27 protein-coding genes are annotated in these 26,735 nt (G+C 68.8%); 12 read left to right on the top strand and 15 right to left on the bottom strand.

The annotated features are described in order from the left end of the window. Positions 1 to 149: 149 nt before the first annotated feature. The 8 genes from V6U77_RS10705 to V6U77_RS10670 all read right to left on the bottom strand — a co-directional run bounded on the left by V6U77_RS10705 (position 150) and on the right by V6U77_RS10670 (position 5,550). Positions 150 to 452, bottom strand: a complete 303-nt coding sequence (locus V6U77_RS10705) for a hypothetical protein (protein WP_334606106.1) — start codon at positions 450 to 452, stop codon at positions 150 to 152. After that, complete coding sequence (locus V6U77_RS10700; protein ID WP_334606105.1) at positions 449 to 688, bottom strand: hypothetical protein; 240 nt, start codon at positions 686 to 688, stop codon at positions 449 to 451. Before V6U77_RS10700 ends, V6U77_RS10705 begins: the two co-directional genes overlap by 4 nt. 147 nt (positions 689 to 835) lie before the next feature. Continuing rightward, a complete protein-coding gene (locus V6U77_RS10695; RefSeq protein WP_334606104.1) occupies positions 836 to 3,010 on the bottom strand; it encodes a cell division protein FtsK in 2,175 nt (724 codons plus the stop codon). Between the two features lie 91 nt (positions 3,011 to 3,101). After that, the gene (locus V6U77_RS10690) at positions 3,102 to 3,272 is read right to left on the bottom strand and encodes a hypothetical protein (RefSeq protein WP_334606103.1); all 171 of its coding nucleotides are present in this window, start codon (positions 3,270 to 3,272) and stop codon (positions 3,102 to 3,104) included. A gap of 214 nt (positions 3,273 to 3,486) precedes the next feature. Further along, on the bottom strand, positions 3,487 to 3,954 hold the full coding sequence (locus V6U77_RS10685; protein WP_334606102.1) for a DUF3307 domain-containing protein: 468 nt from the start codon (positions 3,952 to 3,954) through the stop codon (positions 3,487 to 3,489). Between the two features lie 89 nt (positions 3,955 to 4,043). Continuing rightward, the gene (locus V6U77_RS10680; RefSeq protein WP_334606101.1) at positions 4,044 to 4,928 is read right to left on the bottom strand and encodes an ABC transporter permease; all 885 of its coding nucleotides are present in this window, start codon (positions 4,926 to 4,928) and stop codon (positions 4,044 to 4,046) included. Further along, the gene (locus tag V6U77_RS10675; RefSeq protein WP_334606100.1) at positions 4,925 to 5,299 is read right to left on the bottom strand and encodes an RRQRL motif-containing zinc-binding protein; all 375 of its coding nucleotides are present in this window, start codon (positions 5,297 to 5,299) and stop codon (positions 4,925 to 4,927) included. Before V6U77_RS10675 ends, V6U77_RS10680 begins: the two co-directional genes overlap by 4 nt. Continuing rightward, positions 5,299 to 5,550 carry a DUF6284 family protein gene (locus V6U77_RS10670; RefSeq protein ID WP_334606099.1) on the bottom strand — a complete coding sequence of 84 codons (252 nt, stop codon included), beginning with the start codon at positions 5,548 to 5,550 and terminating at the stop codon, positions 5,299 to 5,301. The genes V6U77_RS10675 and V6U77_RS10670 overlap by 1 nt, the downstream gene beginning before the upstream one ends. 736 nt (positions 5,551 to 6,286) lie before the next feature. Between V6U77_RS10670 and V6U77_RS10665 the strand changes: the two genes are divergently transcribed. The 4 genes from V6U77_RS10665 to V6U77_RS10650 all read left to right on the top strand — a co-directional run bounded on the left by V6U77_RS10665 (position 6,287) and on the right by V6U77_RS10650 (position 11,202). Further along, positions 6,287 to 7,453 carry a hypothetical protein gene (locus V6U77_RS10665; protein ID WP_334606098.1) on the top strand — a complete coding sequence of 389 codons (1,167 nt, stop codon included), beginning with the start codon at positions 6,287 to 6,289 and terminating at the stop codon, positions 7,451 to 7,453. Between the two features lie 4 nt (positions 7,454 to 7,457). Then, a complete protein-coding gene (locus tag V6U77_RS10660) occupies positions 7,458 to 8,027 on the top strand; it encodes a cysteine hydrolase (protein WP_334606120.1) in 570 nt (189 codons plus the stop codon). A gap of 874 nt (positions 8,028 to 8,901) precedes the next feature. Then, entirely contained in the window at positions 8,902 to 9,768 is an 867-nt protein-coding gene (locus V6U77_RS10655) for a hypothetical protein (protein WP_334606097.1), read from the top strand. A gap of 819 nt (positions 9,769 to 10,587) precedes the next feature. Then, positions 10,588 to 11,202 (top strand): chloramphenicol phosphotransferase CPT family protein, encoded by a 615-nt coding sequence (locus tag V6U77_RS10650; RefSeq protein WP_334606096.1) that lies wholly within the window; start codon positions 10,588 to 10,590, stop codon positions 11,200 to 11,202. A 624-nt stretch (positions 11,203 to 11,826) separates the two neighbouring features. Here V6U77_RS10650 and V6U77_RS10645 read toward each other — a convergent pair. Then, complete coding sequence (locus V6U77_RS10645) at positions 11,827 to 12,042, bottom strand: hypothetical protein (protein ID WP_334606095.1); 216 nt, start codon at positions 12,040 to 12,042, stop codon at positions 11,827 to 11,829. A gap of 100 nt (positions 12,043 to 12,142) precedes the next feature. Further along, a complete protein-coding gene (locus V6U77_RS10640; RefSeq protein ID WP_334606094.1) occupies positions 12,143 to 12,457 on the bottom strand; it encodes a hypothetical protein in 315 nt (104 codons plus the stop codon). A 382-nt stretch (positions 12,458 to 12,839) separates the two neighbouring features. On the opposite strand from V6U77_RS10640, the gene V6U77_RS10635 reads away from it, so the two are divergent. From V6U77_RS10635 to V6U77_RS10610, 6 genes are all read left to right on the top strand, one after another. Further along, the gene (locus tag V6U77_RS10635) at positions 12,840 to 13,829 is read left to right on the top strand and encodes a phosphotransferase (protein ID WP_334606093.1); all 990 of its coding nucleotides are present in this window, start codon (positions 12,840 to 12,842) and stop codon (positions 13,827 to 13,829) included. A gap of 415 nt (positions 13,830 to 14,244) precedes the next feature. Next, entirely contained in the window at positions 14,245 to 14,664 is a 420-nt protein-coding gene (locus V6U77_RS10630; RefSeq protein WP_334606092.1) for a hypothetical protein, read from the top strand. Next, the gene (locus V6U77_RS10625) at positions 14,661 to 16,103 is read left to right on the top strand and encodes a relaxase/mobilization nuclease domain-containing protein (RefSeq protein WP_334606091.1); all 1,443 of its coding nucleotides are present in this window, start codon (positions 14,661 to 14,663) and stop codon (positions 16,101 to 16,103) included. The genes V6U77_RS10630 and V6U77_RS10625 overlap by 4 nt, the downstream gene beginning before the upstream one ends. An 18-nt stretch (positions 16,104 to 16,121) precedes the next feature. Continuing rightward, positions 16,122 to 17,189: a hypothetical protein gene (locus V6U77_RS10620; protein WP_334606090.1), complete on the top strand. Its 1,068-nt coding sequence runs from the start codon at positions 16,122 to 16,124 to the stop codon at positions 17,187 to 17,189. Further along, entirely contained in the window at positions 17,186 to 17,698 is a 513-nt protein-coding gene (locus V6U77_RS10615) for a DUF4913 domain-containing protein (RefSeq protein ID WP_334606089.1), read from the top strand. Before V6U77_RS10620 ends, V6U77_RS10615 begins: the two co-directional genes overlap by 4 nt. A 247-nt stretch (positions 17,699 to 17,945) precedes the next feature. Further along, complete coding sequence (locus tag V6U77_RS10610) at positions 17,946 to 18,380, top strand: hypothetical protein (protein ID WP_334606088.1); 435 nt, start codon at positions 17,946 to 17,948, stop codon at positions 18,378 to 18,380. A 137-nt stretch (positions 18,381 to 18,517) separates the two neighbouring features. Here V6U77_RS10610 and V6U77_RS10605 read toward each other — a convergent pair whose 3' ends face one another. Both V6U77_RS10605 and V6U77_RS10600 read right to left on the bottom strand, forming a co-directional pair. Beyond that, positions 18,518 to 19,531, bottom strand: coding sequence for an HNH endonuclease (locus V6U77_RS10605; RefSeq protein ID WP_334606087.1), 1,014 nt, complete (start codon positions 19,529 to 19,531; stop codon positions 18,518 to 18,520). Positions 19,532 to 19,701: 170 nt separating this feature from the next. Further along, a complete protein-coding gene (locus V6U77_RS10600; protein WP_334606086.1) occupies positions 19,702 to 20,244 on the bottom strand; it encodes a hypothetical protein in 543 nt (180 codons plus the stop codon). A gap of 208 nt (positions 20,245 to 20,452) precedes the next feature. Between V6U77_RS10600 and V6U77_RS10595 the strand changes: the two genes are divergently transcribed. Continuing rightward, positions 20,453 to 20,803 carry a PadR family transcriptional regulator gene (locus V6U77_RS10595; RefSeq protein WP_334606085.1) on the top strand — a complete coding sequence of 117 codons (351 nt, stop codon included), beginning with the start codon at positions 20,453 to 20,455 and terminating at the stop codon, positions 20,801 to 20,803. A 56-nt stretch (positions 20,804 to 20,859) separates the two neighbouring features. Beyond that, positions 20,860 to 21,870 carry a hypothetical protein gene (locus V6U77_RS10590; RefSeq protein WP_334606084.1) on the top strand — a complete coding sequence of 337 codons (1,011 nt, stop codon included), beginning with the start codon at positions 20,860 to 20,862 and terminating at the stop codon, positions 21,868 to 21,870. Between the two features lie 305 nt (positions 21,871 to 22,175). Here the strand turns inward: V6U77_RS10590 and V6U77_RS10585 are convergent, their stop codons facing one another. From V6U77_RS10585 to V6U77_RS10575, 3 genes are read right to left on the bottom strand one after another with little or no spacing between them, the layout of a single operon-like run. Further along, a complete protein-coding gene (locus tag V6U77_RS10585) occupies positions 22,176 to 23,477 on the bottom strand; it encodes a toprim domain-containing protein (protein WP_334606083.1) in 1,302 nt (433 codons plus the stop codon). Then, complete coding sequence (locus tag V6U77_RS10580) at positions 23,477 to 25,297, bottom strand: type IV secretory system conjugative DNA transfer family protein (protein WP_334606082.1); 1,821 nt, start codon at positions 25,295 to 25,297, stop codon at positions 23,477 to 23,479. Before V6U77_RS10580 ends, V6U77_RS10585 begins: the two co-directional genes overlap by 1 nt. Further along, entirely contained in the window at positions 25,294 to 26,727 is a 1,434-nt protein-coding gene (locus tag V6U77_RS10575) for a hypothetical protein (protein ID WP_334606081.1), read from the bottom strand. The genes V6U77_RS10580 and V6U77_RS10575 overlap by 4 nt, the downstream gene beginning before the upstream one ends. Positions 26,728 to 26,735 lie beyond the last annotated feature (8 nt).

The following is a 26,735-nucleotide window of genomic DNA, read 5'->3' as shown; positions in this document are numbered from 1 at the left end:
CTCCGGCCGCCCCGCGAGCGCTGAGGGCGTATGCGCGGGACAGCGGGGGCCTTGCAGGTAGGGCCGCAGCCCATCGGTGGTGTGGCAGTAGCGGCCGGCGGTGCCGATCCAGTGACCGCACCGGGCCACCGGCCCCGTGCGGCCGGCGGTCACCGCGCGGCCCGCCCCGGTCGAGGTCGGGCCGCGACGGCTGCGCGGGTCACGGCCTGGCGCACGTCGCCGAGTAGCCCGGCCAGTTGGCGGCGGGCGGCTACCTCGCCGGGGGCGAGGGCTACGCGAACGCGTATCTCGGCGTGTTCGCGTCCGGTGGCGGTTCGTACCCTGACGAGGACGGCGCGGGCGTGGCCGGCGACGTCGACCACGATTTCCTCCGAGCGGTGCTCGCCGAGGTTGCAGCGGTGGTCCCGCCCACACCACGCGGTGTGCCCGGCTTGGCCGGCGCGGCGGGTCATTGGTGGCCGTCGCGGTGCTCGGCGCGGATGTAGTCGAGCAGCCGGCGGCCGACGCGGACGCGGATGCCGGTGCCGTCGCAGCGGGTGCAGTCGCGGCGGGTGCCGATGGTGGTGCGGTGTGAGCGTGCTCCCCGGCAGCGGCGGCAGCGTCCCCACGGCGAGGCAGCGCAGACGACCAGGTAGCACAGTGCGTAACCGAGGGCGGCGAGGCTAGCGAGCGGCAGGATGGTGGTCACAGGATGCCTCCACAGGCCGTTTCGAGGGCGTAGAGGGCTGACGCCGCTAGGAACTAGGGCGCTGGCCAGGGTTGGGATTGGTTGCTAGCGGGGGTGCTAGGTCTAGCGGGGGGTGCCGCTAGACCTAGCAACCACACGCTGTCCGGGTTAGGCGGCTTTGTCGCCGCGCCGCTTGTGACGCTCCGCGACCGCATCGGCGATGTGGGCGCGTTCGATGCCGCGCCGGTTGGCGCCCTTGCCGGTGGCCGGGTCGGTGCCCCACACCTGCCCCGTGGTGATGCCGTACGGCTTGAGCGCCGCCGTGAGCTGATCGCGGGTCAGGTCCCCGTACGCGTCGGCGTTCAGCTCGGCGAGCCGCTCGGTCAGCGTCTCCGCCCACACCTTCGCCTCGGTCGCCGGAACGACGGTGAGGATGTCGTCCAACAGGGTGTCCCGGCGGGCCGCCGGGGTGGCGATGCTCTGCCCGATGGCGTGGCCGGTCAGCGTCCCGGCAGCCTCGCGCAGGGCGCGTGCCCGGTCGGTGATCTTCTCGGCGGTGGGGCCGTCGACGTAGAAGGTGCGCACGATCTGCGCGTCGTCGGCGGCACCGACGAGGTAGCCGACGCCCTTGTCTTTCTTGGCGAACATGGTCGCCCGGATGCCGTTCTTGTACGCCGAGGTGCCAAGGATCATGTCGTTCTCGATCTGACCCATGACCCGCAGGCAGAACCGCGTACCGGCGTTCGCGGAGACACCCGTGGGCAGGCTCTTGGCGTCCGGGCGTTGGGTGGCCACGACGAGGATGACGCCCAGGGCGCGACCGAGCTTGATGATTTTCTCGGCCAGTTCCCCGGCTTCCTTGCCGAACTCCGGGTGCGAGAACAGTTCCTGCACCTCGTCCAGCGCCACCACGAGCCAGTGCAAGCCCAGCTTCTTGCGCCGGGCCAACTCCGGGGTGACCTTGTTGTCCGGGCACACCGCCTTGGGCAGGCCCTTGATGACGGCGGCGCGACGCTGGCACTCCTTGCGCAACTCCCGCAACGCCAACAGCCCTTCCTCAGCGGTGTCGTCGTCCTGCCCCGACGCATACCGCGCCGACACCTTTTCGAGGGGGTCGAGGCCGCCAGTGCCCTTGAAGTCGAAGCACCACAATTCCGCGTACGGGTCGAGGGCGGCGGCGAGCATCGGCACCTGCGTGGCTGCCGTCTTGCCGTAGCCAGGAATCGACCCGATGAGCAGGTTCGTGTACGGCAGTTCGAAGGAGATGATCCGGCCGCGTGGGTCGGTGCCGAACGGCACCGGCCGCCCCAGGTCGAACCCGCCGGACGCCTTGAGCAGCGGCCACGGCTTCGGCGGGGTGGCGGCCATGTCCTGATCGCCTACCCACAGCAGCAGTCGGCCGGGGTGCACCTCCGGCTGTCCCTCCGGCCACACGCAGCCCAGGGGGCGGGTGAGGCCGGCGGCGAGCCGGTCGCGGCGCTCGATCACGTCCCCGGCGGTCACGCCGGGCGGTAGGTCGATGTCGGCCCGCCACCCCGGCCCGTCGCGGACGATCGGCGCGGTGAAGGCGATAGCCCGGTTGCCCTGCTTGGCGATGGCTTGGGTGATGCCGGAGATACCGAGCACGGCCAGGGCGCGCACGACCACATCGGAGGTGAGCCGGGCGACGCGGGGGATGACCACGGCGGTGTCGAGCAGCGGCTTGTCGGCCGGCTGACCGAACATCCCACACAACGTGACCAGCATGGCCAGCACCGCCCACCGCGACCAGGGCGGCGCGAACGCCACCGCAACGCCACCGGCGAGGGTGATGGCGAGGGTGAAGGTGGCGACGATGCCGCGCCACCGCACGCGCCGGTCACGCTGGCGGGACAGCTTGAGGTACAGGTCTCCGTCGCGGGTCTGGGAGGTCGACTGCCGCAACTGCTCGCCTTCCCAGTCGAACAGCCACCGGGTCGCACCCGAGAGCATCCGGGCGGCACCGGCAGGGGCGCGCAGCAGCAGCTTGCCGCCGTACTTCGGCAGGCGGGTGACGTGGTAGGCGCTGGTGTGCAGCAGGTGCCCCACCGCCCAGCGCATCACGTCGCGCAGCTCGTCGCGCGAGCGCAGCCACGCGGGCAGGATCGGACGGCGCTGCCCGGCGCGCACACCGGAGAGGGTGAACCGCGGGGACTTCTGCGCGGCGGGCGAGTCGACCAGCGCCGGCCCGCCGTCGTCGTCGGGGTCGGTGGTGCGGGCGGCGCGGGCGGCGTCCAGGTCGACCACCTCGGCATCCGGGCCGGCGGTGATGTCGGCTTCGGCGGCGTGCCAGTCGAAGCGGTCGTCGTCGTGGGGGGAGGTCATGATGGGTGTTCCTCCAACGGTCGGAAGATCGGGCAGGGGGCCGGCGGCACGGCGCGGTTGTCGAGGCCAGGTGCCGTGCCGCCGGGCGGGGTCAGCTCTTGACGGAGATGCGGTTGCCGCAGTCGCCGCAGGTCGCGTGCGTGCGCTGGTTGTCGGCGGTGATATCGCGCCAGTTGCTTTCGTTGCCGCAGGCCGGGCACCACAACTGCGAGGTGCCGGTGGTGATGCGCCCGCCGGTGGAGCCGATCGAGATGCTTGCCATCAGTGGGTGTTCCTCTCGTCGTGTCGGCTGGGTCAGATCTCCCACATGGCTCCGCACTGGGTGCAGACCATGTACTTCTTTCCGTTGGCGTAGGTGTAGTGGTAGGCGGGGTGCGCGCAGCTCGTCACGCTGGATCTCCTTGCTGGTCGGGGTGGTCCGGTCGGGCCACCTCCGCGCGGGCACCCGGTGATGAGCGGGTGCCCCACGGGGGTGGTCAGGCCGAGGCCATCAGGGCGGCGATGAACAGCCAGCCGATGTGCCAGGACTGGTCGAGGGCGTAGGCGCCGGTGCCAAGCGACGGGTTGTCGTCGCGGCCGGGTCGGGGTGCGCCGAGGGCGTAGAAGCGGGCGGAGCCGAGAGCGGCAGCGATGCGCTGGAGCGGGGTGCGTCGGTCGGCGATGTAGTGCGAGACGGCCGAGATGGTCAGTCCGACCGCCACAGCGGACGGGTCGAGCCGCAGGCCGGTACCGGCCACCAGGAAGACGAGGGCCAGTACGGCGGTGAGGGTGTAGGTAGCGACGTGGGCAGCGCAGGCGATACGGCCCGGCCAGCCCGGCTCACCCTTGCAGTCGGCCTGGTGCTGGGTCTGCACCCAGTGATCGGCAACCTGATGGGCGACGTAGAGGGCGACGAACACGGCAGCGAACGCGGCGGCGTGGCGGCCGGTGGGGTCTGCGAACATGGATGTCTCTCCTGAGGTCGATTGGCTGAGGGGTGAGGGCCGGCGGCACGGCGCAGGTTGCGAGCCAGGGGCCGTGCCGCCGGGCATAGCTAGTCGTGGGTGCGCACGAGGTGTGCGAGGGCGGCGCCCATGCCGAGCACCGCGACCGGCAGGCACGCGACGGCGGTGGTGATCCACCACGGTGCCGAGGTGACCCCGGCGGCTTCCAAGAGGTGGTAGGCGATCTGGCCGAGCGCGCCGACGGCGAGGGAGCCGAGGGCGGACCACTTGGCGAATCGGCGGGCCGGGGCGGGCACCCTGCCGGACAGCCACACGTAGAGGGCGTACGCGCCGTACGTCTCGACACCGATCGGCAGGGTGATCGCCGAGTTGATGGAGAAGCTGTCCCAGATGCCCGGCAGCGGGTGCACCACCCCGAACCCGGTGAGTCCGCCGAGCCCGACCCACCCGGACCAGATCGCCACGAACGCGGGCAGCGCCAGCAGCACCACCGGCCACACCACCGCCGGACGGGCCGGCGGGTTCGGGGTGGGCGTGTCCGGGTGACCGACCACCGTGACCTGCCCGTCCGGCTCGGGGGGCGTGATCTTCGCCGGGGTGGCCGGCACGGGCTTGGCCGGCGGGGTGTGTCCGGGTGCGGCCGGGGCGGGGGCCGGGTGCGGGCCGATCGGCTCGGCGTAGTCCCACGCCACCGGGGCCGCCTCGGTGACGTCGGCCGGGGCGTTGTCGAGCGGCAGGAGCGCACCTCGGACGATCATCGCGGCGCGGATCTGCTCGACCCGGGTCTGCTTCTCGTGCTCGGCGGTCAGGCGGGCGCGCAGGTCGTCGGCCTTGGGTGCGCCGATGTGGAACTCGCGCATCAACCGGTTGCGCGACGGCAGGCCGCCGAGTTCGGTGGTGAGCTTCCGAGCGGCCGGCAGGAGCGCGTCTACCGGCTGCGGGTAGCGGGTGCCGTTGATCGTGGGGGCGGTCATGCTGCGTCCTCCTGGGGGAAGGCGCACGCGAGGCATTCGCCCAGCGAGCGCGGAATGTAGTAGGGCCGCACCTGCCGGCAGATGCGGCAGGTACGCCGGGCGGTCAGCGCCTTGCCGATGGCGGCGCGCTGGGCGGGAGTGGCGGTGCGCTTGGGCCGGGCCAGGTCGACCCGGTACAGGTAGGCGGTGCGGGTACCGCCGACACCACGCCAGAGGACCTGAGCGGCGACCGGCTGACCACCGGGGCGCAGGCCGGCGGCGGTCAGTTGACGGCGGGTGGCGTAACCGGGCGGGGCACCCCGCCACCAGTAGGTAGGGATGCCGTAGCGGGTGCCGTCCGGGTCGTGGTAGGCGGCGCGGATGCGCGACATCAGGCCGCGCGATGCGGGCCGGCGAGGGTGCCGGCGGCCAGCTCGGCGACGGCGCGGGTAACGCGGGCCTCGGCCCGGCGCAGACGCCGCCAGTCCAGCACGGTCGGCCCGCCGTGGTCCTCGGCGTAGAACATCGTGATTTCGGCGTCGAGCAAGTCCAGTTCGGCCGCAACCAGCGGCCATTCCGCGTCGATCGCGGCCAGGTCGGCGACGGTCGGCTCGGCGGTGACGGGAGCGAGGTGCGTTCGCACAGGAACCTCCGGTACAGGTCAGAACGGCGGGGGAACCCTCGGAACCGAGCCAGTGCCGCGACCGAGTAGCAGACGCGCCACCAGCCCGAGAACCGAGGTTGTGCAGCACGCGCTATCCGCTTCGCTCGCCCCGCTCGCCCGGGACATACCGGGGTCGACCACCAGGTGGTTCAAGGCAGGGAGTGCCGCTCGGCGGCTTCGCGCGTGCTCATTCCTGTCGCTGTGGAGTTCTCAATGAACGGCCTGATCCGGCGTCTCGTGGGCGTGCGGCAACGTGTGCCGTCGTCCCCTGAGCCATCCGGCCGGTACAACGTGGCGCTGTATTCGTGACGCTACAGCGTCACGTTGTATTCGGGCAAGCACTCATACCGCGTAGGCTTGTACTGATGACTGACGCTGACCTGCCCGCCGACTGGTGGACGACGGACCACGTACGCACCTACCTCGCTTCGGTAGGTGCCCCGATCAGTCGTGCCACCTGGGCTTCTTACGTCTCACGAGGGCAGGCGCCCGCACCCGATCGGATGTTCGGCCGGTCCCCGGCCTGGCAGCCCGAGACCATCCGAAAGTGGCAGGCCGAGAGGCCACGTAGAGGCACCACCGGCTAGGTCGGATCATCCGGTGCCTCCCGTCCTCGGCTCCCGTTCGCGGCGGCACCTTGCTCGCCTGCCAATGAGCCTGCCCGGCGAGCGGCGATCCGGGCAGGTACTACGCACGGACACGAAGGACACGACGTATGTCCACTGAGGTCCCCCGGCAGTTCAAGCCGAACCTTGTGCTGGTCAACCGCCGGAAGGCGGCCGGCTGGGAGTCGCGCAAGCGAGCCGCGCGAGAGCTACACCGTGTCGGCCAACAACGCGGCATCCGAGAGACGCCCACGGTCGAGGCCATCGAAAAGGCGATGTACCGCCACGAGACCGGGCGCGTCGCAGTCACCGACCCGATCTACCGGCAGCTCTACTGCCTGGCGTACGGAGCAAAGCCCCACGACCTGTTCGGTGAGCTGACCAGTGGCGCTGAAGACCGGCCGCACTTCTCGGCGCGATCCCACAAGTTCGTGACGGCGTTCGTCGGCGCTGACGGCGCTGCCCGCCTGCGGGAGGTCGCAGGCTGCGCGCCAGCGGTGGGGGAGTGGCATACCTGCTACTCGGTACCCGTCGAGCACCCGGAAGGCGACTGCACCCTGTACGTCTGGCCCTGCGGGTCGGTGGTCTTCCACCTTGTCGAGCCTGTGCAGCTGTCCACGATTGCGGCGCTGGCCGCGTGGCGGGTCGCCTCGTATGGCGACAACATCAATTGGGCTATCGACTACCTCGCGCCCATTGCGCCAGTCGAAGATGAGTCTGCGGTGTATGTCCTTGGTGCTCACTGGGTCGTCGAGCCAGCATGGCCAGCAGAGCTGCTAGGAACTGCGCTACGCATCATGTCCACGCCGAAGGTGTTGCTGCACCGCGACCGCCCTATGGATGACGAGCACCTGGCGCACGCCGAACTGATCGAGCAGTCGTTGCTATCCGAGGCATACGACCACGTGGGCATCGAGTCGTTCGGCTTGCAGGGCATCTCAGTGGGTTACGCCTCATGGTCCGGGGTCGTCTACCACCCGATCTCAGCCGAGCGTTCCTTGACGGAGGCTGAGGTAATCTCCTGCGAGCTAGCGATCCAATCCATGTGGGCGTATAGCGACGCGATCGCCCGTCAGGTGGAGCAGGGGCGAGACCCACAGGTGCCGTCCGAGTACGGATGGCGCTACCTTCGGGGAGTGCGCTCCCGACTCACTATTTCGCGCCTACGGGAGCCCGGACAGCATCAGGCGATGCGTCGGGCTATTCTGCGGACGTGTGACCTAATGCCAGCCCTAGACCAAGCCATCGAAACCCTCCGTGAGACGGATCGAGGTTGAGCCAATGACATCGGGTCGCCCTGTGCTTGTCGTGACCGACATGCAAAACGGCTTCGTGCGAGAGCAATCAGCACACGTTGTTCCTGTCGTTGTCGACCTCGTGCGCCGCTGGCAGGCAGCCGGCGGCGACACACTGTTCACCCGGTACCTGAACTATCCGGGCAGCCCCTTCGAGCGCTTCTTTGGCTGGCAGCGGCTCCAGGCGTCCCCTGACACTGATTTCGTTCCCGAGTTGCGCCCGTACGTAGATCAGGGCGCCAGGCTAGACAAGAGGATCTATAGCCCATTCACTCCGGAGGGTTTAACGCTCTTCAAGCATCGAGGATGGGAAGAGTTTTACTTCTGCGGTATCGCTACCGAAAGCTGCGTCTTGAAGGGTGCCGTAGACGCATTTGAACACGACTTCACGCCGTGGCTGATCGCGGATGCGTCGGCTAGCCACGCGGGCACTGAGGCTCACGAGGCAGGGCTATTGGTCGTACGACGCTTCATCGGTCCCGGCCAGGTGATCCGGCTGGCCGACATCCCAGCCGCGCTTATCGACCCGCTACCGCAGTCACCCGATGCCTCTTGAGCTGCGGAGACTGTCCTCAAGCCTCGGTGACACTCGGTGAAAGCGCAGCCGGTCGTCTGCCGGCGGTAAGAACTTTCTGTGCGTCAAGGCGGCCTGAACGGGCCGCACGCGCCGCCGCCTGGGCGCGCGTCCGTCGCTCCGCTGGCGCTCCGACTCCGGCCACACGCAACACGCCCGGCGGCTGGCGCGGAGAGCGGGAAGCCCGATAGGCCGCCGCAGAACGACGGACCGTTGGCCGGCGGGGTGGTGAGCCGGCAGCCGGCCGGGCCGCGCGGCCACGAGCCCGCGCGGCGTAGGGAAGCACACGCCGGCCGCGTCGGCGAGCTGGCGGCGGGTGCGGGGTCGCGGCTACTGCGCCTCCGGCGGGGGCGCTCTGGCTCCAGGATGACCGGGGGCCGTTGGCGGGCGCCGGGTCCGTGGGTGGTTGCAGTGGGAGCCATCCCGTCCGCCATCAACCCGGGCAAGCCGAGCAGACCGCCGCCCGATCCGCCAGCGTCCGTACGAGCCGTCAAGGTCCGCCCGTCGTGGCGGGCCGGGCGGCGGCCCGCTCCCCGGAGGGCGGGTCGATGGCAGACGGGATGGGTTGAGCCCTTCGCCTAGCGATCAACTGTCATCCTTCCGACAGTTAGCTCCACCGGCTTCCTAAGCAAGTAGAGCATGGTGGTTTGCTCTACGGCACTTTTCTTTCCGCCTAGGAGCTTGCTTCTTCATGCGTCGCGGAGGATTCTCGCGTGCAAAGCACTTTCAGGAAGGGCGCGATTTGAATTCGGGAGATTACGCTGGGATTATCGTCGGCGCGGTGATCAGCGTTATTACCCTGATTATTGGCATACGGGTCGGTAGGCGGAATCGTCAGCGTCCAGAGTTGCGATTCGTGACGGACTTCGATCAATTGATTGGTGCAGAGGATGGATATCTGGCCGAGGGCGTCGCTGTAACTCACGACGGGCATCCAATTGGCGGAATTAGTAGAACGTGCTTCGCTATCTGGAACCATAAGGGCGACGTGATAAGCCGAACAGACGTTCTGCCAAATGATCCTCTCAGGATCGTACTTCCCAGTGACGACAGGGCCCTTCAGGTGCGACTGCTTACCCGCAGTCGCGAGCAGACAGGTATTTCGGCGCGAGTTACAGCGGGGGAGCACACCACAGTCTCACTTAGCTTCGATTTCCTCGACGCGGACGACGGCTGCGTTCTGGAAGTTATTCATCAGGGAACAAGGCCTGCTCGTCTTGCGGGTACCGTCCGAGGCGCAACTATTGTAGATAGGGGATCGGCGAACCTGTCGACGAGTTCACTGGTCAGGCTTGGCGAAAAGCGATGGATTCGTCGATTAATCAATTACCACTTCACTGGCATGCGCGGGGCTATACGGTTTGTAGCGTATGTCGGCGCCGTAGGGGGGGTTCTGGCAGGACTCATCTCTGATTTCTCCAGCTTGAATCCATTGCGCAAGGGGCGGATGGTTGACATAGCAAAGTACGATCTATCAAGCCTTAAAGGGCAGGCTGAATTTGCCCGGAAAGTAAACGATGTGGGACAATTTGATTTATACACCGCGCTCGGTCTGTCGATTATCATCTTGTTGATTTTAGTGATGGCCGTGATGGCTACGGTTGAAGTCTTCAACCCAGCGCGTCAGGTGATTCCTTCGCAGATTCTGCAAGAATGGTTCGTGCTTCTCAGGCAGTGGGAGAATTCAGCTGACACCCGGCCCAGAGAGCAAGTGTCAGATTGACTGCACTACAGCAATGACGCCGGACGGCAGGACCCCTGGCGAGCGCTGCCATGCACGAAGCCCCGAGCATGGCAGCCGCTCCGGGTCGTGTGCGGACGCGATGCAAGAACTTGTAAGCGAGACGTCAGGACGGCGGCGGGACCGTGCCCGTTGCGTTCCCGATCCTGCGGTAGCGGACGGACAACGACGGTCAAGGTCTGACGGGGGCCGAGGTGCCTACCCAGTGGCAACCGCAAGTGGCAGGGCCGCCTGAACGGCAGAGCCGAGAATTCCTAAACCGTGTGGCTGCGGTCGCCGCCTGCACCGATATCTGGGGACCAGCCAGGGACCACACGCGGTGCTCGATGCTGAGCGGTGCGCCGTTGGGAGCACGGCTTGATCATGGGCATAGCGTGTGTGACGTGCGGGAACGCTTACCAAATCGTCCTGGGGGTCAAGGGGTCGTCGGTTCGAATCCGGCCGTCCCGACAAGGTGTTATCACAAGTCAGAAGGCTGATTCGAGTAATCGAGTCGGCCTTCTTGCGTTCTTGGGGACCACTTCGGTCAAGTGTGCCGTCTGGTAGCGCTCCTTGACCGCTGGTCAAGCGCGGATGACCCCGCCGGGCACCACAAGGGCTACCAGCCTCCCGGACGGGGCCAAGGTGGCTCGTCCGGTAGGCGCTCCACCTTGTCCCCGTCCGGAGGAGGCTGGACGCTCTGGCGACTGCCCGACGAGGAGATCCGCTTGTCGCTAGTGTTGCCGCAAGCTGACGCGCTAGGGGGTGGCCATGGCCACCTGGTCGAGCTCCAAGTAGATCCGTCTCCCTGAAAGGAGCTAAATGGCGCAGCTCGAAGAATCGGGCCAGATCGTGATTCTCAATGGCCCACCGCGCTCTGGGAAGTCCAGCATCGTTGTCGCGATCCAGGACACGTTCGAAGGCGTCTGGATGAACCTAGGGGTCGACCACTTCAAGCAGACGACCCCGGCACAGTTTCAGCCCGGAATCGGGCTGCGACCGGGCGGTGAGCGTCCCGACCTTGAGCCACTTATCGTGACTTTGTATCGCGCCATGTATGAGGCGATTGCGGCGCACAGCCGCCTCGGGATCAACGTCGTTGTCGACGTTGGGCACCACGACTCCTACTCGGTTCCGCGGCAGATTCTCTCGACGTGCGCTCGACAACTTCAGGGCCTGCCAGTGCTGTTTGTGGGCGTGCGTTGCCCGGTCGAGGTTGCCCTGCAACGCCGCCGCTCAACCTGGGGCGGCGTCGGCTATAGCCAGGGCGGCGCGGTACAGAACCCGGTGGACCTGTGGCACGAGGCAGTCCACAGACCGGGTATCTATGACCTTGAGGTTGATACGTCGGTGCTTAGCCCAGAGGAGTGCGCTGATCGCATCGCCCACCGCCTTGCAATGGGTCCACCACCATCGGCATTCCAACGCCTCGCCTGACCGACTGCGGAAGCGCTCGGCATCTACCTCATGAGCTGGCTGCGCGGGCTGAGATATAGCGGCTTCCGCCTGTGCCCGCACTTCCTAGACCGTGTGCTGCGCTCGCCAAGCGTGTCAGCACGACCTCGTACAGGGCGTTGCGCGCCCACTCCTGGTCCAGGTTGACGCTGCGGTCTTGCCGCCAGAGCAGCCGGTGTGGCAGCTCCACGACACCGCTGGTCGGTCCGTGCAGGGCGGCAAGATCGTCTACGACCACGGCGGATCGGCCCGGCCGGGCTAGATACCGCCGGGCGGAACGGGTCGAAGTGGCGCTGATGCGTCGAGGGTAGCGCCTCGAACGGGTAAAGACGGGATGCTGCCGATGCCAACCGGGACGCCCATCAATGGCGGTCGGTCATTGGCTCGACCTCGGCTTGTCGGCATCGCGACCGCCGCCACGGCACCGACTCGCTAATCATGGCCGCGCAGCCTCTGCCATAGGGACAGCGAGGAGCCGGTCAGCCAGCGCTGCTGTCGTGGCACGATCAACCCTCAGCGCTGCCCGTCGACGCCACGGAGCCTGCGGGCGGCGGTGAACAGGAAGAACTGATCCTTGAGCGCCCCGGATCCGTGTTGAGACGGCTTTCAACCGAGTGGCAGCGGTGCGACCGGGCGAACCGTCGTGAACTGGGCGTGCTCGTACCGGGTGGCGGAGAGCAGCAGCCACTCGTCGCAGCCCTGCCATGGGTAGACGTTGGCGGCTCCGCTACGTACGGTCCGGGACCCGTCACCGGTCCATGGCCGTGCGTCTGCCAACCCGCGGATCCACACGTCGGCGTAGAGCTCGTTCGCCGATCCCACCGCCGCCAGCCCGAACGGGTTCTCCCCGGCGGCCGTCCGCGTCTCGTCGCCAAAGTCGTCGAGCAGATAGTCCTCGCCGGGTTCCCGTCACCGCGGAAGGTCAGCGTGGTGGTGCCGGCCCGAGCCTCGTATCCCACTGCGCCTCGCTGAGCAGCCGGAACGGCAACAGCTTGAGCAGGTCGTCTTCGAGCCGCGCCGTGCACGTGTCCGCCTCGGCGTACGGCTCCTCGTGCTCGGGCAGCCAATACCGGACCTGCGCCACTGTCAGCGGGTGCCGGGCGATCAGGAACGGCTCGACCCGCACCTCGCGTATCGGCTGTGCGTCCCCGGTGCCAGCGACGGACGGCTCGACGGTTTCCTCGACCTCGCCGCTGCGCTTGATGGCGCGTACCGCGTCCAGCTCCGCGTGGGCCAACCACCACCCCGCCGGGTGTCCTCGACCGCGCCCGGTCGAGATTGGCGGCCAGTGGCCATATCTTGCTCCGACCGTGGCGGGTTTTATCCGATGCAGTCCTCGCGGCCGTTCCTTCGCCGTTGCCGAGCAACTCTGGCGGAAGTGGATGATTGAGGAGGACGACTTCTTTTAGAACCGACGGCACCCGCGATCGCGCCGGCATCACCATCGACACCGCGCGCCGGGGATGATTCCGACTCTGCCCGCCCGGGACGATGGAAGATCGGCATCTACTGGCACGCGTATGCCGCCCGCGCTGCCCGCCACCTGGATGGTTATTCGAGTGGTCATCTGACGGCGCCGGGCGAGCGGCATCCGCCGGTCCTGTGATGGGATACGACGCATGATCGAATCGCAGGCGCCGATGTTGGAGATGCTGTGGGAGCCGCACGACCCTCGCCACGCGCTCGACGAGCGGTTCGGCTTCGGCGATTCAGAGTCGGCCGGCCGCTGGGTCGCCGCGATGCTGAAGGAGCATTGGGGCGTTCGCATCGACTCCTGTGAGCGAATCGTCATGAGCGGTGGCAACGCGATAGCTTGGGTCGGCACGCCGTCTGGCCGACTGCTCGCGAAATGGTCGGTAGTGCCCGAGCGTTTTCCGCGTTTGATGGAGACGGCGCGTCTCACGAGCTGGCTCGACGGTCGAGGGCTACCGGTTTCGCCGCCGGTTCCCGCACGAGAAGGCCGCCTCCAGGTCGAGGTCGACCGTGTCTCGATGGGCCTGCAGCGCGAGATCGTGGGCGACCTCCTCGACACCGCTGATCTCAGCCAGGTGCGGGCGGCCGGACTCATACTCGCGCAATTGCAGGACGCGCTGGCCGCATACCCGGACGCCGATCACCTTCTCGCCCCCGCCGTTTCGTTCAAGCCGTTGACGGCCCGGGTCACCGACTGGCTCGACTCCCGCGCCGACCATCTGCCGATGGCCGCTCGTGACACGCTGCGCGGGCTGGTCACCAGCGCACCGCCCGACCGGCTTCCTCGCCAACTCGTCCATTTCGATATCCGCTCCGCCAACATCTTGTGGGCCCGCAGCGAGGTCGTCGCGATCCTCGACTTTGAGGAGGCCCAGCATGATCACCGAATCGTCGAGCTAGCCCGCGCGGCGGTCCTGCTTGGCACCCGCTACCACAACTGGGGGCCAGTGTCGGCCGAAGTTCGCGCAGAATTCCTTACCGGCTACCAGTCCGTGCGTCCGCTGACCCCGGCCGAGGTGGGCTGGTTGAACATCCTCCTGCTCTGGCGGGCCCTGGCGATGGTGCCGCCTGGCGACGACCCGACCGGGTGGGGACCGTCGGCCTTTAGTCAGCTGAGCCAGGAAACCGCAAAGTAGTTGCGGACGATCGCATCTCGCACCGTCCGGAACTACTTTGCGAGCCGCTGGTCAACGCCCTGATCATTGGCCTGGAGCTATGGGGCGCGAGCCGACAAGGCCCGGCTGCCAGCACGCGGGGCCCTGCAACAACTGCCTGCGCTACGCCCTCGTGTGGCGGGAAAGTCATGCACGCGCTGCGGCAGCCACGCCAACTCACCCTCGGCCTGTTCGGTGCCTACACCCCGAACGCCAACCAGCACGCCGGATCCGCCTTCCCCGCCCGCCTCTGTCGTCGACCGCGTCGTCCACGCGGCTATCGCCGCCCGATGCTGCAGCCATGAGGTCGCCCGGGTCCCAAGGTCCGGCCGCTGGCCAGCGCCGGTAACGGTTCCGATCACAGGGGCGTTAACGGTCAGCCGCAAGGCTCGATGCCGTGAGCACCGATGGCAGTGCCAGCGCTTCTGGTCAGGCTCGGCACCGGGAGCACCTCAGCCCCGGTCGCTCCCACCGGATTTATCCTCGGCTCTCGGACGAGGAGAGCGCGCTGGTCGTTGAGGCGGCCCGGCGAGCCGGTCTCACGCCAGCGGGATACGCGGCGCAGGTGGTGGTCGGCGCAGCGCGCGCAGAAGAGCCGGCCACGGGCCTCACCGGTGACTTGCGGGAGTTGCAGCGAGAACTGTTCGCTGCTCGCCGCGCAGTGAACATGTTCGGCTCCAACGTCAATCAGGCTGCTGCGGCCACGAACTCGACCGGGGAGCTGCCCGGCTGGGCCGTCGAGGCGGTGCAGTTGTGCGTGCATGCCGTCGCCCGCCTCGACCAGGTGACGGCACTGATCGACCGGCGGCTGCGGTGATCGCGCGCGTCCACCGTCGCGGCTGCCGCGTCGGTGGGCTGCTGCGTTACCTCTACGGGCCGGGGAAGCAGGAGGAGCACGTCGACCCGCGGTTGGTCGCGGCGTGGGACGGTGCCGGGGACCTGGCCGATCTGGAGCCGGAGATCACCGCCTCGGGTAAGCGGGACTTCCGGAGGTTGACCGCTCTCCTGGAGGAGCCTGTGCGCGCGGGGATCCGTGCGCCGGCGAAACCTGTGTGGCATTGCTCGATGCGCCTGGCGCCGGAGGACCGCGATCGGGTGCTTACCGACGGCATCTGGGGGCGCATGGCCCGGGAGATGCTCACCGAAGCGGGACTCGCCACGGAAGCGGACGACCCGGGCCTGCGGTGGGTGGTGGTGCGGCACAACGACGACCACGTCCACATCATCGCCACCCTCGTGCGTGAAGACGGCCGCACAAACTGGGCCCGCAACGACTACCCCAAGTGCGTGAAGGCCACCTACAACGTCGCCCGCCGCTACGGCCTGTGCAGGCAGGTACCCCCGGCCGACCGCACCGCTCACCGGAGGCCCCACCCGGTGGAGGTCAACAAGGCCCGCCGCAAGGGTTGGAGCGACACCCCTCGCGACGAGTTGCGACGGCGGGTCCGCACCGCCGTCGCCGCCGCAGGCACCGAGCTGGAGTTCCTCGACCGGCTGGGGGAGGCAGGGGTGCTGATCAGAGTGCGTCGCAGCACCGTCAACGCCGATGAGATCACCGGCTACGCCGTCGCACTGCCTGGCGCGCACACTGGTGACGGGCAACCGGTGTGGTTCTCCGGCGGGCGACTCGCCCCCGATCTGACCCTGCCGAAGCTGCGCCGCCGGTGGGGCGACCCGCCGCCGGCCGCCGCCCCACCGTCGGGAGGTCGGGTCACAGCCCGCGCCCAAGCTCTACGCGACGCCGCCGGCGTCACCCAGGCGGCGGCGGAAGAGATCCGCCGCAGCGCGCGCGAGGATCCCGCGGCCGCCCAGGCCGCCGCTACCGCCGCAGCCGACGTACTCACGAGCCTGGCGTACGCGAGGGAAGGCAGCCTGCGTGGGCCGTTACACCGAGCGGCAGAGGTGTTCGACCGCGCCGCACGCGACATGCGCGCACGAACCGCGCGCACGACGTCCCTGTCGTACGAGCTACGAGCGATGTCGCGGCTGGTAGCGCTCATGGGCCGCATCGCCGGAGACGAGGACTCGGTCGCCGCGATGGCGCTCGTGCTCGACATGGCCCGGCTTGCCGACGCGCTGGAGCACCTCCGCACCGCTCAGCAGCGACTGCACCAGGCGCAGGCCGCCCGGGATGCAGCCCGGCAACTCCGGGCCATCGCCGCTGGCGGGCAGCGGCCGGTAACGACGCCGCTCACGGTGGCGGCAACACCCAGCCCGACAGTGGACAGTGCCCGCCGCGCGATGCGGGCCCGGTAACGGAAGGAGCCCAGCATCATGCAACCGCAGCACGATGACCCGGTCGACGAGGCCAGACAGAAGGCGATGCAATTCTTCGGCGTCGTTTCCACCCTCAGCGAGGCCGTCGCCCGCTTCGCTGCGGTGGGCATCCAGCGCAGGGCCGCCGAGGAGGAACGCGTGGCCGGCCGGGAGCGGGCCGCCGAGGCGGCCAGCCGCGCCGCCGATCGGCTCAGCGATTCCGTCCGCGCCGATCGGGAGCGACTCGCCCGCCGGGTCGACGGCGCGTGGCTGAAGGACGCCACCCTCACCGAGGTGGCCGAGGTTTGGCGTATCGCGACGGTGCACGCCGCCGCTGGCGACCCCGTCGCGCAGAAGCTCGCGGGGCTCGCCCTGGACCGTCTGGGTGAGCTGCATCCGCAGTGGCGGGCCGCGTACGACCGGCAGCGGGCGGCTGGAAAGTCCGCCCCCGACGCCGCCCGCGCCGCGGCCCACGAGGTCTGGGAGAGCGAAGCGACGAGGGCCGGCGCCAGCGGCAGAGCGGCGCGACCGCACAGTGGCCCCGAGGGCCCGAAGCTGCGGGCCGGCGCGAACGGCAGGGCGTTACCGGCTGGTGGACCGGCGCTTAACGACCTGGACGCCGCCGTACGCGCTGAAGCCGGCCGGCTGCTCGCCGACGTCAGTCCCGAGGCGCTGGACCGGCTCCAGCGTGACCTGCGCGCCAGCGGCCGGGCGCCAGCGGCGGACGGCCTCGGACTGGCACGCCAGTACGTGGGTCAGGCCCGCAAGGCAGGCGCACTGACGCCGGTGGTCGCCGATGCCGTCGATCGCGACCTGCTGGCACGCGCGGACGAGGATCGGGCGCAGGCCCGCGCCGTCGCAGGGACGCCGGATCACCCGCGCACCGCAGTCGACGAGCGTACCGAGGGGCTCGTTGTGGCCACGGGGCATTTCGGATCGGCCAGCCACGACGAAGCCGCGGCCCAGCAGCGCCGCCTTGGCAGTACGTTCGCTCCGCTGGTCGTCGGCGGAAAGGTGGACCCCCTCGTGGCTGCCAAGCGACCGGCGACCGTGGTGCCGCAGCGGGTCCGGACGGTGACGCGATGACCAGCGTGGAAACCTCAAGTCCTTCCGGCGAGGTGGACGGGACGACAGAGGACCTCGCAGCCCAGGTGGCGCTGTTGACCAGGCAGGTCGCCGAACTTCAGCAGGTTGTCGCCGACCGCGCGGCCAGCGACGGGAAGGGGCAGCCACCGGTGTACGCGACCGTCGAGGAGTGGGTCCGCGACTACCTCCTGCCGGGATTTCCCCGACCGGTCGGCGAGGTTGGGCTGGTGCGGTGGCACTGGTGCGAGCAGTGGTGGCGCCACGACGAAGCCGTGACCCGGCTGACCGCCTTGTGGTACGGCTGGGAACACGCCCGGCTGGAGATGACCGGCATGCTCGGCTGGCTGCGCGAACTGGACCACCACCTGCCGGTGCTGCTCGGCCCCGACGGGCCATTTCGCTCCTGCGCCCCCGGTATTGATGGCAGCGCTGCCCGACACAAGGCGCCTACCGTTGCTGCCTTCGAGCAAGCGCCGGAGCAGTGGTGGGACTGGTGGGATACCGAGTAGGCAGGTTATCCACGGACCCTCGCCCGCGGGCTCGACAGAAGAGTGCAGCGGTGACGCGCAGACGGCCAGCAACCGATCTGCGGCAGCGAGAAAATTAGCCACCGGAGCAGACTCGGCGTTGGCTTACTAGCCCGAGGCGGCCTGGCGCAACCATCCGACGCGCTGTTCTCGGCTGCTCTGGTAGTCTCCGCGCGCTGTCGACGCCATGAGCGAATGCATCGGGCCAGCCAGTACTAACGTCCGTGTCATGGCAGCGGGAGCAGCGGGAGCGTTTCGTCGGACGCCGATTGAGCGATCGGACCAGCGCGTCGCATGGGAGCGGACGGACCAAGCATTCTTCGCTGCCGGGGCGTGTCACATCCTCGCCTGGGTCTGCCGAGATTCCTATGCGGACCGATCGATTGAGATAGCGGCCGTCCACTTCGCTGGCGAGCGGCAGGTCTTCCACGTCTACGCGATCTGGGATGGCTGGGCGTTCGACCACTCGGGCTGGCATCCCGAGCCGCAGTTGCTGACGGTCAACACAGAGTTCGAAGGCTACCCGCTGGAGCGCGTCAAGATCACGGTCAGTCTCGCTGAGTTCTGCGAGAAGCACCACCACCGTATGCCGAACCAGTATTGGCATGACCCCCTTCCCCGTGCTCTTGAGTACGTGGGCCGCTACATCCCACCGTGGGCGTAGCGCTTCCGGTGCACGCCCGTTGGCTGGAGCGGGCGTCACCTGCCTAACGCAGGTGACGCACCCTGACGCCCGGTTGGCGGCAGAAAAGACTCACGTGGGCGGGGCCTCATCCGCGCGTCTGCCAACAACAAGATCATCTACGTCCGCGCAGACTCATCCATGCTCCACTCGTGCCCCTCGGAACAGGTCCAAGTTGGTTGACCGTCGCCGATCACGCACCCACCGAGCACGATCCGCTCCTCCTTCGCCGCGGCGATCATTTCCGGGCCAGGTTCCCCGTACATGATCGGTACGCCAGGTCGACCACAGTTAGGGCAGGTCGAGGCTGGCGAAGTCATGCCAGGCACGGCGCGTCTCGGGCCGGCGCTCGTCCGGGATGCCCGGATCCTGGCGGCCAGATCATTCGGTGCTATCGGCGGGTCTTGAGTGTGGACCATCGCGTGGCAGTTGGGGCATAGCGGCCGAAGGTCCGCGATTGGGTCAACCTGATAGTCGGGTCCGAGCTGCGACACCGGCGTGAGGTGGTGGACATGGATGAATCCTTCGCCCAGCTCGCCGTAGACGGTCGCAAAGTCGAGCCCGCAGGCTACGCAGGCCAGGCCCCAGTGCTCAACGCACGCCGCGCGAGCACGTGGATCGCGTTCGTAACGATTGACGACGATGGTCCGTACCGCGCCCTCTGGGAACAGGCCCGGGGACAGCTCGCCTGCGTCGCGGGCCTCGCGCTGCGGGCCGAAACGCTCCCACAATGCGTGAACGACTACCTCAGACTCTGCGGGGACCGATCTTCCCGATTCGTAGACGTGGTCCCACGGCACACCCGGGGCCTCCCGGTTCAGCACGGGCGGGGGGATCCGATCCGGGATCGGCAGCAGGCTCAGCCAATCGATGTCTACATAGTTAGCGGCCTTACCGGGATCCGAGAAATGCGGGCCCTCGTACGGCTCGGACAAGACGACGGCACGTCCGATCAGACCGCGGCGCTTACCCTGCACCAGCAACCAGGCGTCAGATCCCGCAGTGATGTTGACCCGTCGGCCGACGCTCCATGTGTCGCGTGCCGTCCCCTTTCGCCGCACTTGGTCGATCCATTCGTCGTAATCGGCCCAATCCCACCGCTGCGGGTTCCAACCTAGGAGGATCGCCGCCATGCCTGCACCTTTCCCCGTAGGTTGTCCGGCGGCGGTGATCCTAGCGGGTCTCAGTTGACAGCACCCTCGGTAAAACGGCCCAGCGACGCGCCCGTGGCCATGAGATCAACCAGCCGTGGCAGCGACCCGTACGCGGCCTCGCGAACTAGACTCATCGGCTTGAAAGTCGCCTATCCAACCGCTTCGGGCAAAGATTTGCTCGAAAATGGTGCGAATCCGTCCGGATCGATTCCGGCGGCCTTGTAGCGAGCCCACGGATCGTGTTCGGCTCCCGGAACCAAACGCATACCGAACCCGGCCGCGTTGATCGCGTCATCCTCAGCCTTCGTGATGACGCAGCAGGCGAGGCGATTGTCAAGTACGTCGCGAAGTTGGCCGATGTCGGCAGACGGATGATCGAGTAGGTCACGGATCACGAGATGGACAGGCTCGCGGTGCTCGATGACGAGCCGGCATTTGGGGTCCGCGATGATCGCGCGACGTGCAGCCTCGGACCAGGGCAAGGGAGCCGGGTACTTGCTGCGAACCAGCGGCTGCGGACGGCGGGGAGCTTGCCAGTAGAACCACAGCCACTCACGCAGCGCCTTCACGCTGGCACGCGAGTTCGTTTCGGCCTCCCACCGTCGATGGGCATCGAGCATCGCGGACATGCAACGTAGGTCGGCGGCATCGCGGTCCCCAATCACGACGGCACCGGGCGAGGGAGAGCTCACGCCTGAGAGCGTATGCCGATCAGCGGCATGTGCGGACATCACTGGCTGGGCGGCCCGGGTGAACTACGCTTCGATGCCGGCCTGCCCAATGCGCGGCGCCGGTACCGCGTGTCCCTGAGCCCAGGGGTGGCAGCCGCGTGGAGTGCTCCCGCGGCTGGCTGTGATGGCGATCTTTCGGTATACCTTCGCAGCCGTTATATTGCCGTGTGTGGAGACTCCGTTGCGCGAACCCACGTTCCTGATTCTCACCGCCCTGGCCGGGGAGCCGATGCATGGGTATGGCTTGATCGCTGAGGTGGCCCGGCTTTCCGACGGCCGTATCTCGCTGCGCCCCGGCACGCTGTACGGCGCACTCGACCGGCTGGTCGACGCTGGCCTGGTGGCCGTCGAACGGGAGGAGATCGTCGACGGCCGGTTGCGCCGCTACTACCGACTCGCCGAGCCGGGTGGTGAGGTACTGGCCGTTGAGACCGAACGCATGCGCCGCAACGTCGAGGCGGCGACCGCCCGGCTGCGCGCCACTATGCCGTCGCCTCGCCTAAGTGGTGGACTCGCATGATCCCGGTGGAGAGCTGGCATAACTGCACTGGAGAACAGGATGGAGGCAGCTCTGCCGTGACCGGGCTGGAACGCCGCTATGCGCGGTGGACGGTGCTGTTCTATCCGGTCGACTATCGGCGTGAGCGCGGTTCGGAGCTGGTGGACACTTACCTGTCCCTGGCGGCGCCCGGACGCAGGAGACCCTCAGTCAGCGACGTCGCGGACCTTGCGGTCGGTGGACTGCGGCAGCATCTGAGGATCGCGCAGGGACTCGGTCCCGGTTTCCGCCTCGCTGGCTTGCTCGCGTTGATGACGGCGACCGCGTTCGCGACCTGGTGGGCCGGTTTTGAAGTGCTTGCCCCCATACCGCCCTGGTCTTCGCGGGTCGGGCCGTTTCTCTCACTCGCTGTTGCGGCGTGGGGGGCCTGGTTGCTCGCCGCCGTGGTACATGTCGCGGCGAGCAGCCGATGGTTGCGCTGGGCGGTTGGCCTGGCCGTACTGGTGACTGTCGGCATCGTGCCGGCCGCGGCGCTGACCGGATTGCCCCGCCCGCCGCTGGCGGTGCTGCTGCCCCAGATCGTGCTCGGTGTCGTCGCGCTCGGTGCGGCGGGCCAGCGCCAATGGTGGGTCCGGCTCATGCCGATCGCCGCTGCGGCGGCGGTCCTGCCGATCACCATCGGAACCGCGCCCAGCCTAGATTTTATGACCGGCTACTTCGATCTCACCATGACGGCCTTGCCCGCCACTGCGGTCGCGCTGCTGATCGGCACGCTGCTGATCGCGCTCGGCTTGGCTGCCCGGCGCGACTTTCGCGGTGCTTGGGCGATGCTGATTCTGCTCGCCCCGATCGGGATGCTCGCGGTGAACCCGCTTGGCGCGGTGCTCGACTCCGGCTCCGGCCCTGGCCGGGCCGTGATTCCGGAGTGGTCATCCATGGTCGTCGCGTCGGTGCTGGCGGTCACGATTGGACCGATGCTGGTGTCGCTCGCCCTTGTGACACGGGGGCGTTGGTCGCCGAGCCGCCGTTCGCGCGGCACGGGCCGGCGCCATTGCCCTACCTGCGGCGCACCCTCGACGCCCGCGTAGTCCACAGCACGACCGAAGCGCAGCCTGCGAGCCCGACACCAGCCTTCCACCCCATCCATCCCATAGAAGGTCTGGGCGCACGGTGGACCGCAGCACCTCATCGCCTTGATCAGGTGCACTGTTCTCGACATGAGCGGGCATTCAGGCGGTCGGCGCCGGTCGCTCCTCCCGTAACGCGACGTGACGTCGGCTCGTTGAGCTCGGACCCCCGTGGGGCCAGTCATGGGCGTCCTGGTGGGCCAGGTTCGGCAACTGCGGATGCAGCGCAAGCAGAGCGCTCGTGCTGAATCGCGTCTCGTCCTCATTCATGCTCGGCGGCGCTGCTGGCGTGGGCCGAGCTGACTCGCATAGGCGGGCCCAGGTTGAGAGGGGTCGGCGGGTGTCCGAGGAGAGGCGGGTACGGATCGCAGCGGTGGAACCGCGATCGGGCGGGAGCGACCGGCGTTTGAGTTGGCGGGACCGCTGTCGAGTCCTGCGGGGAAGTCACCGATTCGGTGCAGTAGACCGTCGGCGGCGTAGGCCATCACTGTGCCGATACCGTCGGGGGACCGCTCGGCGATCCGGGTCCTCTCGACGATGTGCTGCGCGAGCCGGTACGCCTCACCAGGGTCTGCCGCGTCGAGCACTCGGGGTGAGAGGATCCGCGCCGCCTCGTAGCGGCCCCCGATGTCGTCGAGCAGCTGCGGGCTGCGGCTGAGCAGGCGGTCGAGGTGGTGGTCGACGACGGCGAAGAGCAGCGGCCGGGTCTGGTGTCGCAGCGCGGCGCGCAACTGCGCGCGACCGTTGGGCCGGATGAGTAGGTCGGCCGGGTCGGCGCCGGTCGCGAACTCGGCGGCGAGCAGCCTGCCCTGCGCGCCCGGCTGCCGTAGCAGGTCGAACGCGGCGTCGGCGGCCTTGCGTCCGGCCGGGTCGCCGTCGAAGGCCACCACGGTGACGTCGCGGCATCCAGGCATCGAACGGAGGATGGCGGCCTGGGTTGCGCCGAAGGCCGTGCCGCACGGTGCGACCGCGACCGCCCCGGGAAGGCCGGATCGAGAGTACGAGAGCCAGATGGCGATCGTGTCCGCCGGGCCCTCGACGAGTACGGGCCGCCAGCCGGCCCGGATGCGGTCCTGCTGCTCGGCCACGCCGAAGAGCAGCTTGTCCTTGCGGTAGAGGGGCGACTCACGGGTGTTGAGGTACTTGGGCAGCTGCGGGTCGGCGGCGAGGGATCGGTTGCTGGCACGGCCGATGAACGCCACGACGTGTCCGTCGGGATCGCGGATAGGAAAGACGGTCCGATCCCGGAACACATCGATTAACCGATCCGGGCTGTCGCGGATGGGTCTGGACAGCCCCGCGACTACAAGCTCCTCGGGAGCGAAACCCAGTTCCTTCAAGTGATCCGTCAAGGCCGACCAGGTCCGTGGCGCGTAGCCAACCCGCCAGGGCCATTCCCTGTCGACCAGGGCGCCCAGGGCGCGGCTGGTCAGGTAGTGGCGCGGCTCCTCGGTGGCGGCGAGCTGGCTGCGGAACCAGGTCACTGCGGCTTCGTTGGCGGCAAGGAGTCGCCGGGGATCGTGCTCCCGGCCGGTGTTTGCCGCTCGGACTGGGTCAGGGGAGGCCATCACGACGTCGTCGCCTCCTCAGGACGCGTCATCCCGTGGTGGTTCCGGTTGGCGTTGGTGGTGATCCGTGCCTCGGCGGCGGTTGCCGCCGCAGCGAGCTCTGCGGCCAGTGGCCCGGTGTACCAAGGCCGCAAGTCCAGCATGACGGCCCGGATGCCGGTGGCCAGCAGCAGCGCGGTGCCCTTGGGCATGGCGCGAATTTGGGCGGCGTCGAGGATGCGCTGGCGCCGCACCGACGTTTGCCAGGAGGTGCCGCCCCGACCGTCGCGAGTGCGGGAGGCCACGGTGATGTCATGGTCGCCGACGAGCCGGGACAGGTCCTCGGCGAACTTCGCGTCGTCGATGCCTGCGCCCACGAGTTTCGCTGTGGCCGCCGACCAGAGGGTGTCCATGCCCCTGTCGCCCCACACTCGGGCGCCCTGCCGGTATGACTGCAGGATCGTCAGTGGGATCACCCCCCGGCTGCCCAGGTGCGAGTACAGGTCAGGGAGGTCGCGGATCTTGCAGATGTTCGCTGCCTCGTCCAGTACCGCGACCAGGGGCGGGTCGAGTCGACCGCCGCGCACCTCGGCGGTGCGCACCGCCTCACGGAGCAGTTGGTCGGCCAGCCCGGCGACCAGCGGGGCGGCGTTACCGGCGCCGTCCTTGCTGAGCAGGTACATGGTGTCTGCGCTGCCGGGGAACGTCCGCACGTCGAGGACCGGCAACACCCGGTGCTTTGGCGGGGTGACCCAGGCCATGATCTGCGGGTTGGCCAAGCAGGCGGCTGCGGTCCGGGCCGTCTCGTACAGGCCTTCGCGGGTCTCCGGCGCGCCGGCCTGCCGGCCGGCCAAGGCTCGGGCGGCCGCGGCGTACCCGTGGGTCTGGAGGATCTCGCCGGGTTCCCGAGCAGTGGAGTCCGACAGCCACCGTTGCACCGACGTGAGCGTGCCCCCGTCGAGCGCGGCCGCCAGGATCAGGGAGGTCAGCAGGTCCAAGGCACCGAGGATCCAAAAGTCGTCGCCGCCGCGGCCGTTGCGAATCTGCTGAACGAAGTGGTCGGCCAGTCGTTGGGCGTCCTCGATCCCGCCGACGGCTTCCAGCGGGTTCCACCACCAGCTCTGCTGTTCGTGAGTGATGGCCTGTGGGTCGAACACCCAGACCCTGCCGTGCTCGGCGCGGTGCGCGGCGGTGACTGCCCACAGATCCGCTTTGTTGCTGGTAGCGATGACCGGACCTGGCGCGTTGATTACCGCCGGGACCGCCAGCGCGGTGGTTTTGCCGGCCCGGGGCGCCATCAGCGCCACCAGGACGTCCTCCCAGGAGGCATACAGGGGCGCGCCGCTGCCACGTCGACGTCGGTGCCCGCCCAACATCAGCCCCGCCGAGCCCGGTTCGATCGCGTTCCCCGGCACGTGGGCGAGGCTGGGTCGTAGCCGACGCGCCCGCTGGGCGACTTCCGGCAACGTCATCGGGCGCACCTCCGACGGGGTAGCCAGCGACGGCAGCGGGTCGTCCGCCGGCGGCCGGCGGTCCTGCCACCACAGCCAACCTGCCGTTACCGCAGCCACCGTGACCGCCAGGATGACGGTGTAGATCACCGCTACCAGCGGCGGCGGCACGCCCGGGAACAGGGCGGCCCAATCGGCAGCGAACAGCGACTGCACGAACGGACCGCCGAAGCGTGGCCCGGCCGCGTTACCGGTAACGATTGCGGCGATCCGCCCTGCGAGCCAAGACAGCCACACCAAGATGATGGCCCCCCAGGCCAGGCCGAGCACCATGAACGGGGTCTGTAGCCCTCCGGCGTTGCCGCGCGGCTCGACGGGCTGGGTGCTCACGGCTGCGCCTGCCGGATCGCGGTGTCGGTGTCGTAGAGCTCCCACTCCTCACCGACCAGCGACAGCGCCACCGGAAGGCCGGGCCGCTCACCGGTCTTGACCAGATACTTGCCGCGGCCCGGGTGCACGCTGCCGGCGAACCACGCTTCCGGCGCCGCCCACGACGACACCAGGTCCCGCTCCGGCCCGGACAGGCGGATGACTTCGTTGACCCGGGCCAGTTCCCGAGGCGGCAGCCCGGCCAGGATCTTGATGGCGGACCGTTCGATGAAGCCCTGCGCCTTGGCGCGGTCCTCCTCGGTGGGCAGGGCGTCGAGGTCTGCCAGCGAGTGGGTGACCATGACCGAGGCCATCCCACGCTGCCGGTTCAGGCGGGTCAGCGCGTCGGCGTGCTCGACCAGCCCGGACGCACCGCGTAGGGCCCGCCACAGCTCGTCCATCACCCCGAGGTACTGCCGACGCGGGGCGAGACCCTGCTCGGCGAGCACGGCTGCCGCATCCACCACCCCGAAGCCGTAGCCCCACACGCACAGCATCGCAGCTGCCACGAGCTGGTCGCCGGCGGCGGCGACACGGGAGATGTCGACGCTGACCGCCGGCGCATCCAGGTCCAGGGGCCGGGTGGTGGGACCGTCGAACACCCCGCGGAGGCTGCCCTCGCACAACAGCGCGAGGGTCGGCACGAGCGCGTCGACGCGGCGGCGGTACTCCCCGTCACTGCGGGCCCGTGCCGCAGTGCGCAGCTCGTCACTGCCGGCCTCGATCAGGGCAAGCACGTCAGGCACGGTCGGATCGGCTTCGGACCGCTCGGCGAGCACGTCGATCGCCCGCCCGAGGACGACCTCCTCCGGGTTGTCGATCTGCCGGCCCCGCACAAGGGCGCACAGAGCCAGCAGCAGCGACATGCGGCGGCCGCGGATCTCCAGGCGCAGCTGCCGCGCCTCCGCGGCGCCCATGCGCTTCATCGCCGTACCCAAGGGCCCGGAGTCGAGGGGGTTGAGTCGGTCGAGACCGCGGCCGATGCGAATGACCTGCCCGCCGAGGTGCTCGACCAGGCGGGTGTAGTCAGGTTTGGTGTCGCCGAGGATGAGCGCCTGCGTGCCGGTGGCGGTCATGCCGGTGATCAGCCGCTTGACGATGGTGCTCTTGCCGACGCCGGGCTGGCCGAGCACGAACATGCCGGGGTTGGTGATGAGGCCGGCGCGCAGCCATTCGAGGGGGTCGAGGCAGACGACCTCGCCCCACAGCATGTGTCGGCCGATCGGGGTGCCGAGGGTCGGTGCTCCGGAGCCGGCGACGAACGGATACAGCCCGGCCAACTGGACGGTGGTGCCCTGGTATTCCATTCCGGGGTCGACGTGGCTGGCGCGGCCGGCGCCCGGGGCGCGCACTCCCCACGCGGGGGCGAGACCGGCGGTGGTCGGTGCCATCAGGATTT

The sequence above is a fragment of the Micromonospora sp. CPCC 205546 genome (assembly GCF_036902715.1).
Taxonomy (GTDB): domain Bacteria; phylum Actinomycetota; class Actinomycetes; order Mycobacteriales; family Micromonosporaceae; genus Micromonospora.
Note: the sequence above shows the minus strand (reverse complement) of the source record. Positions and strands in the feature narration are given on the sequence as shown.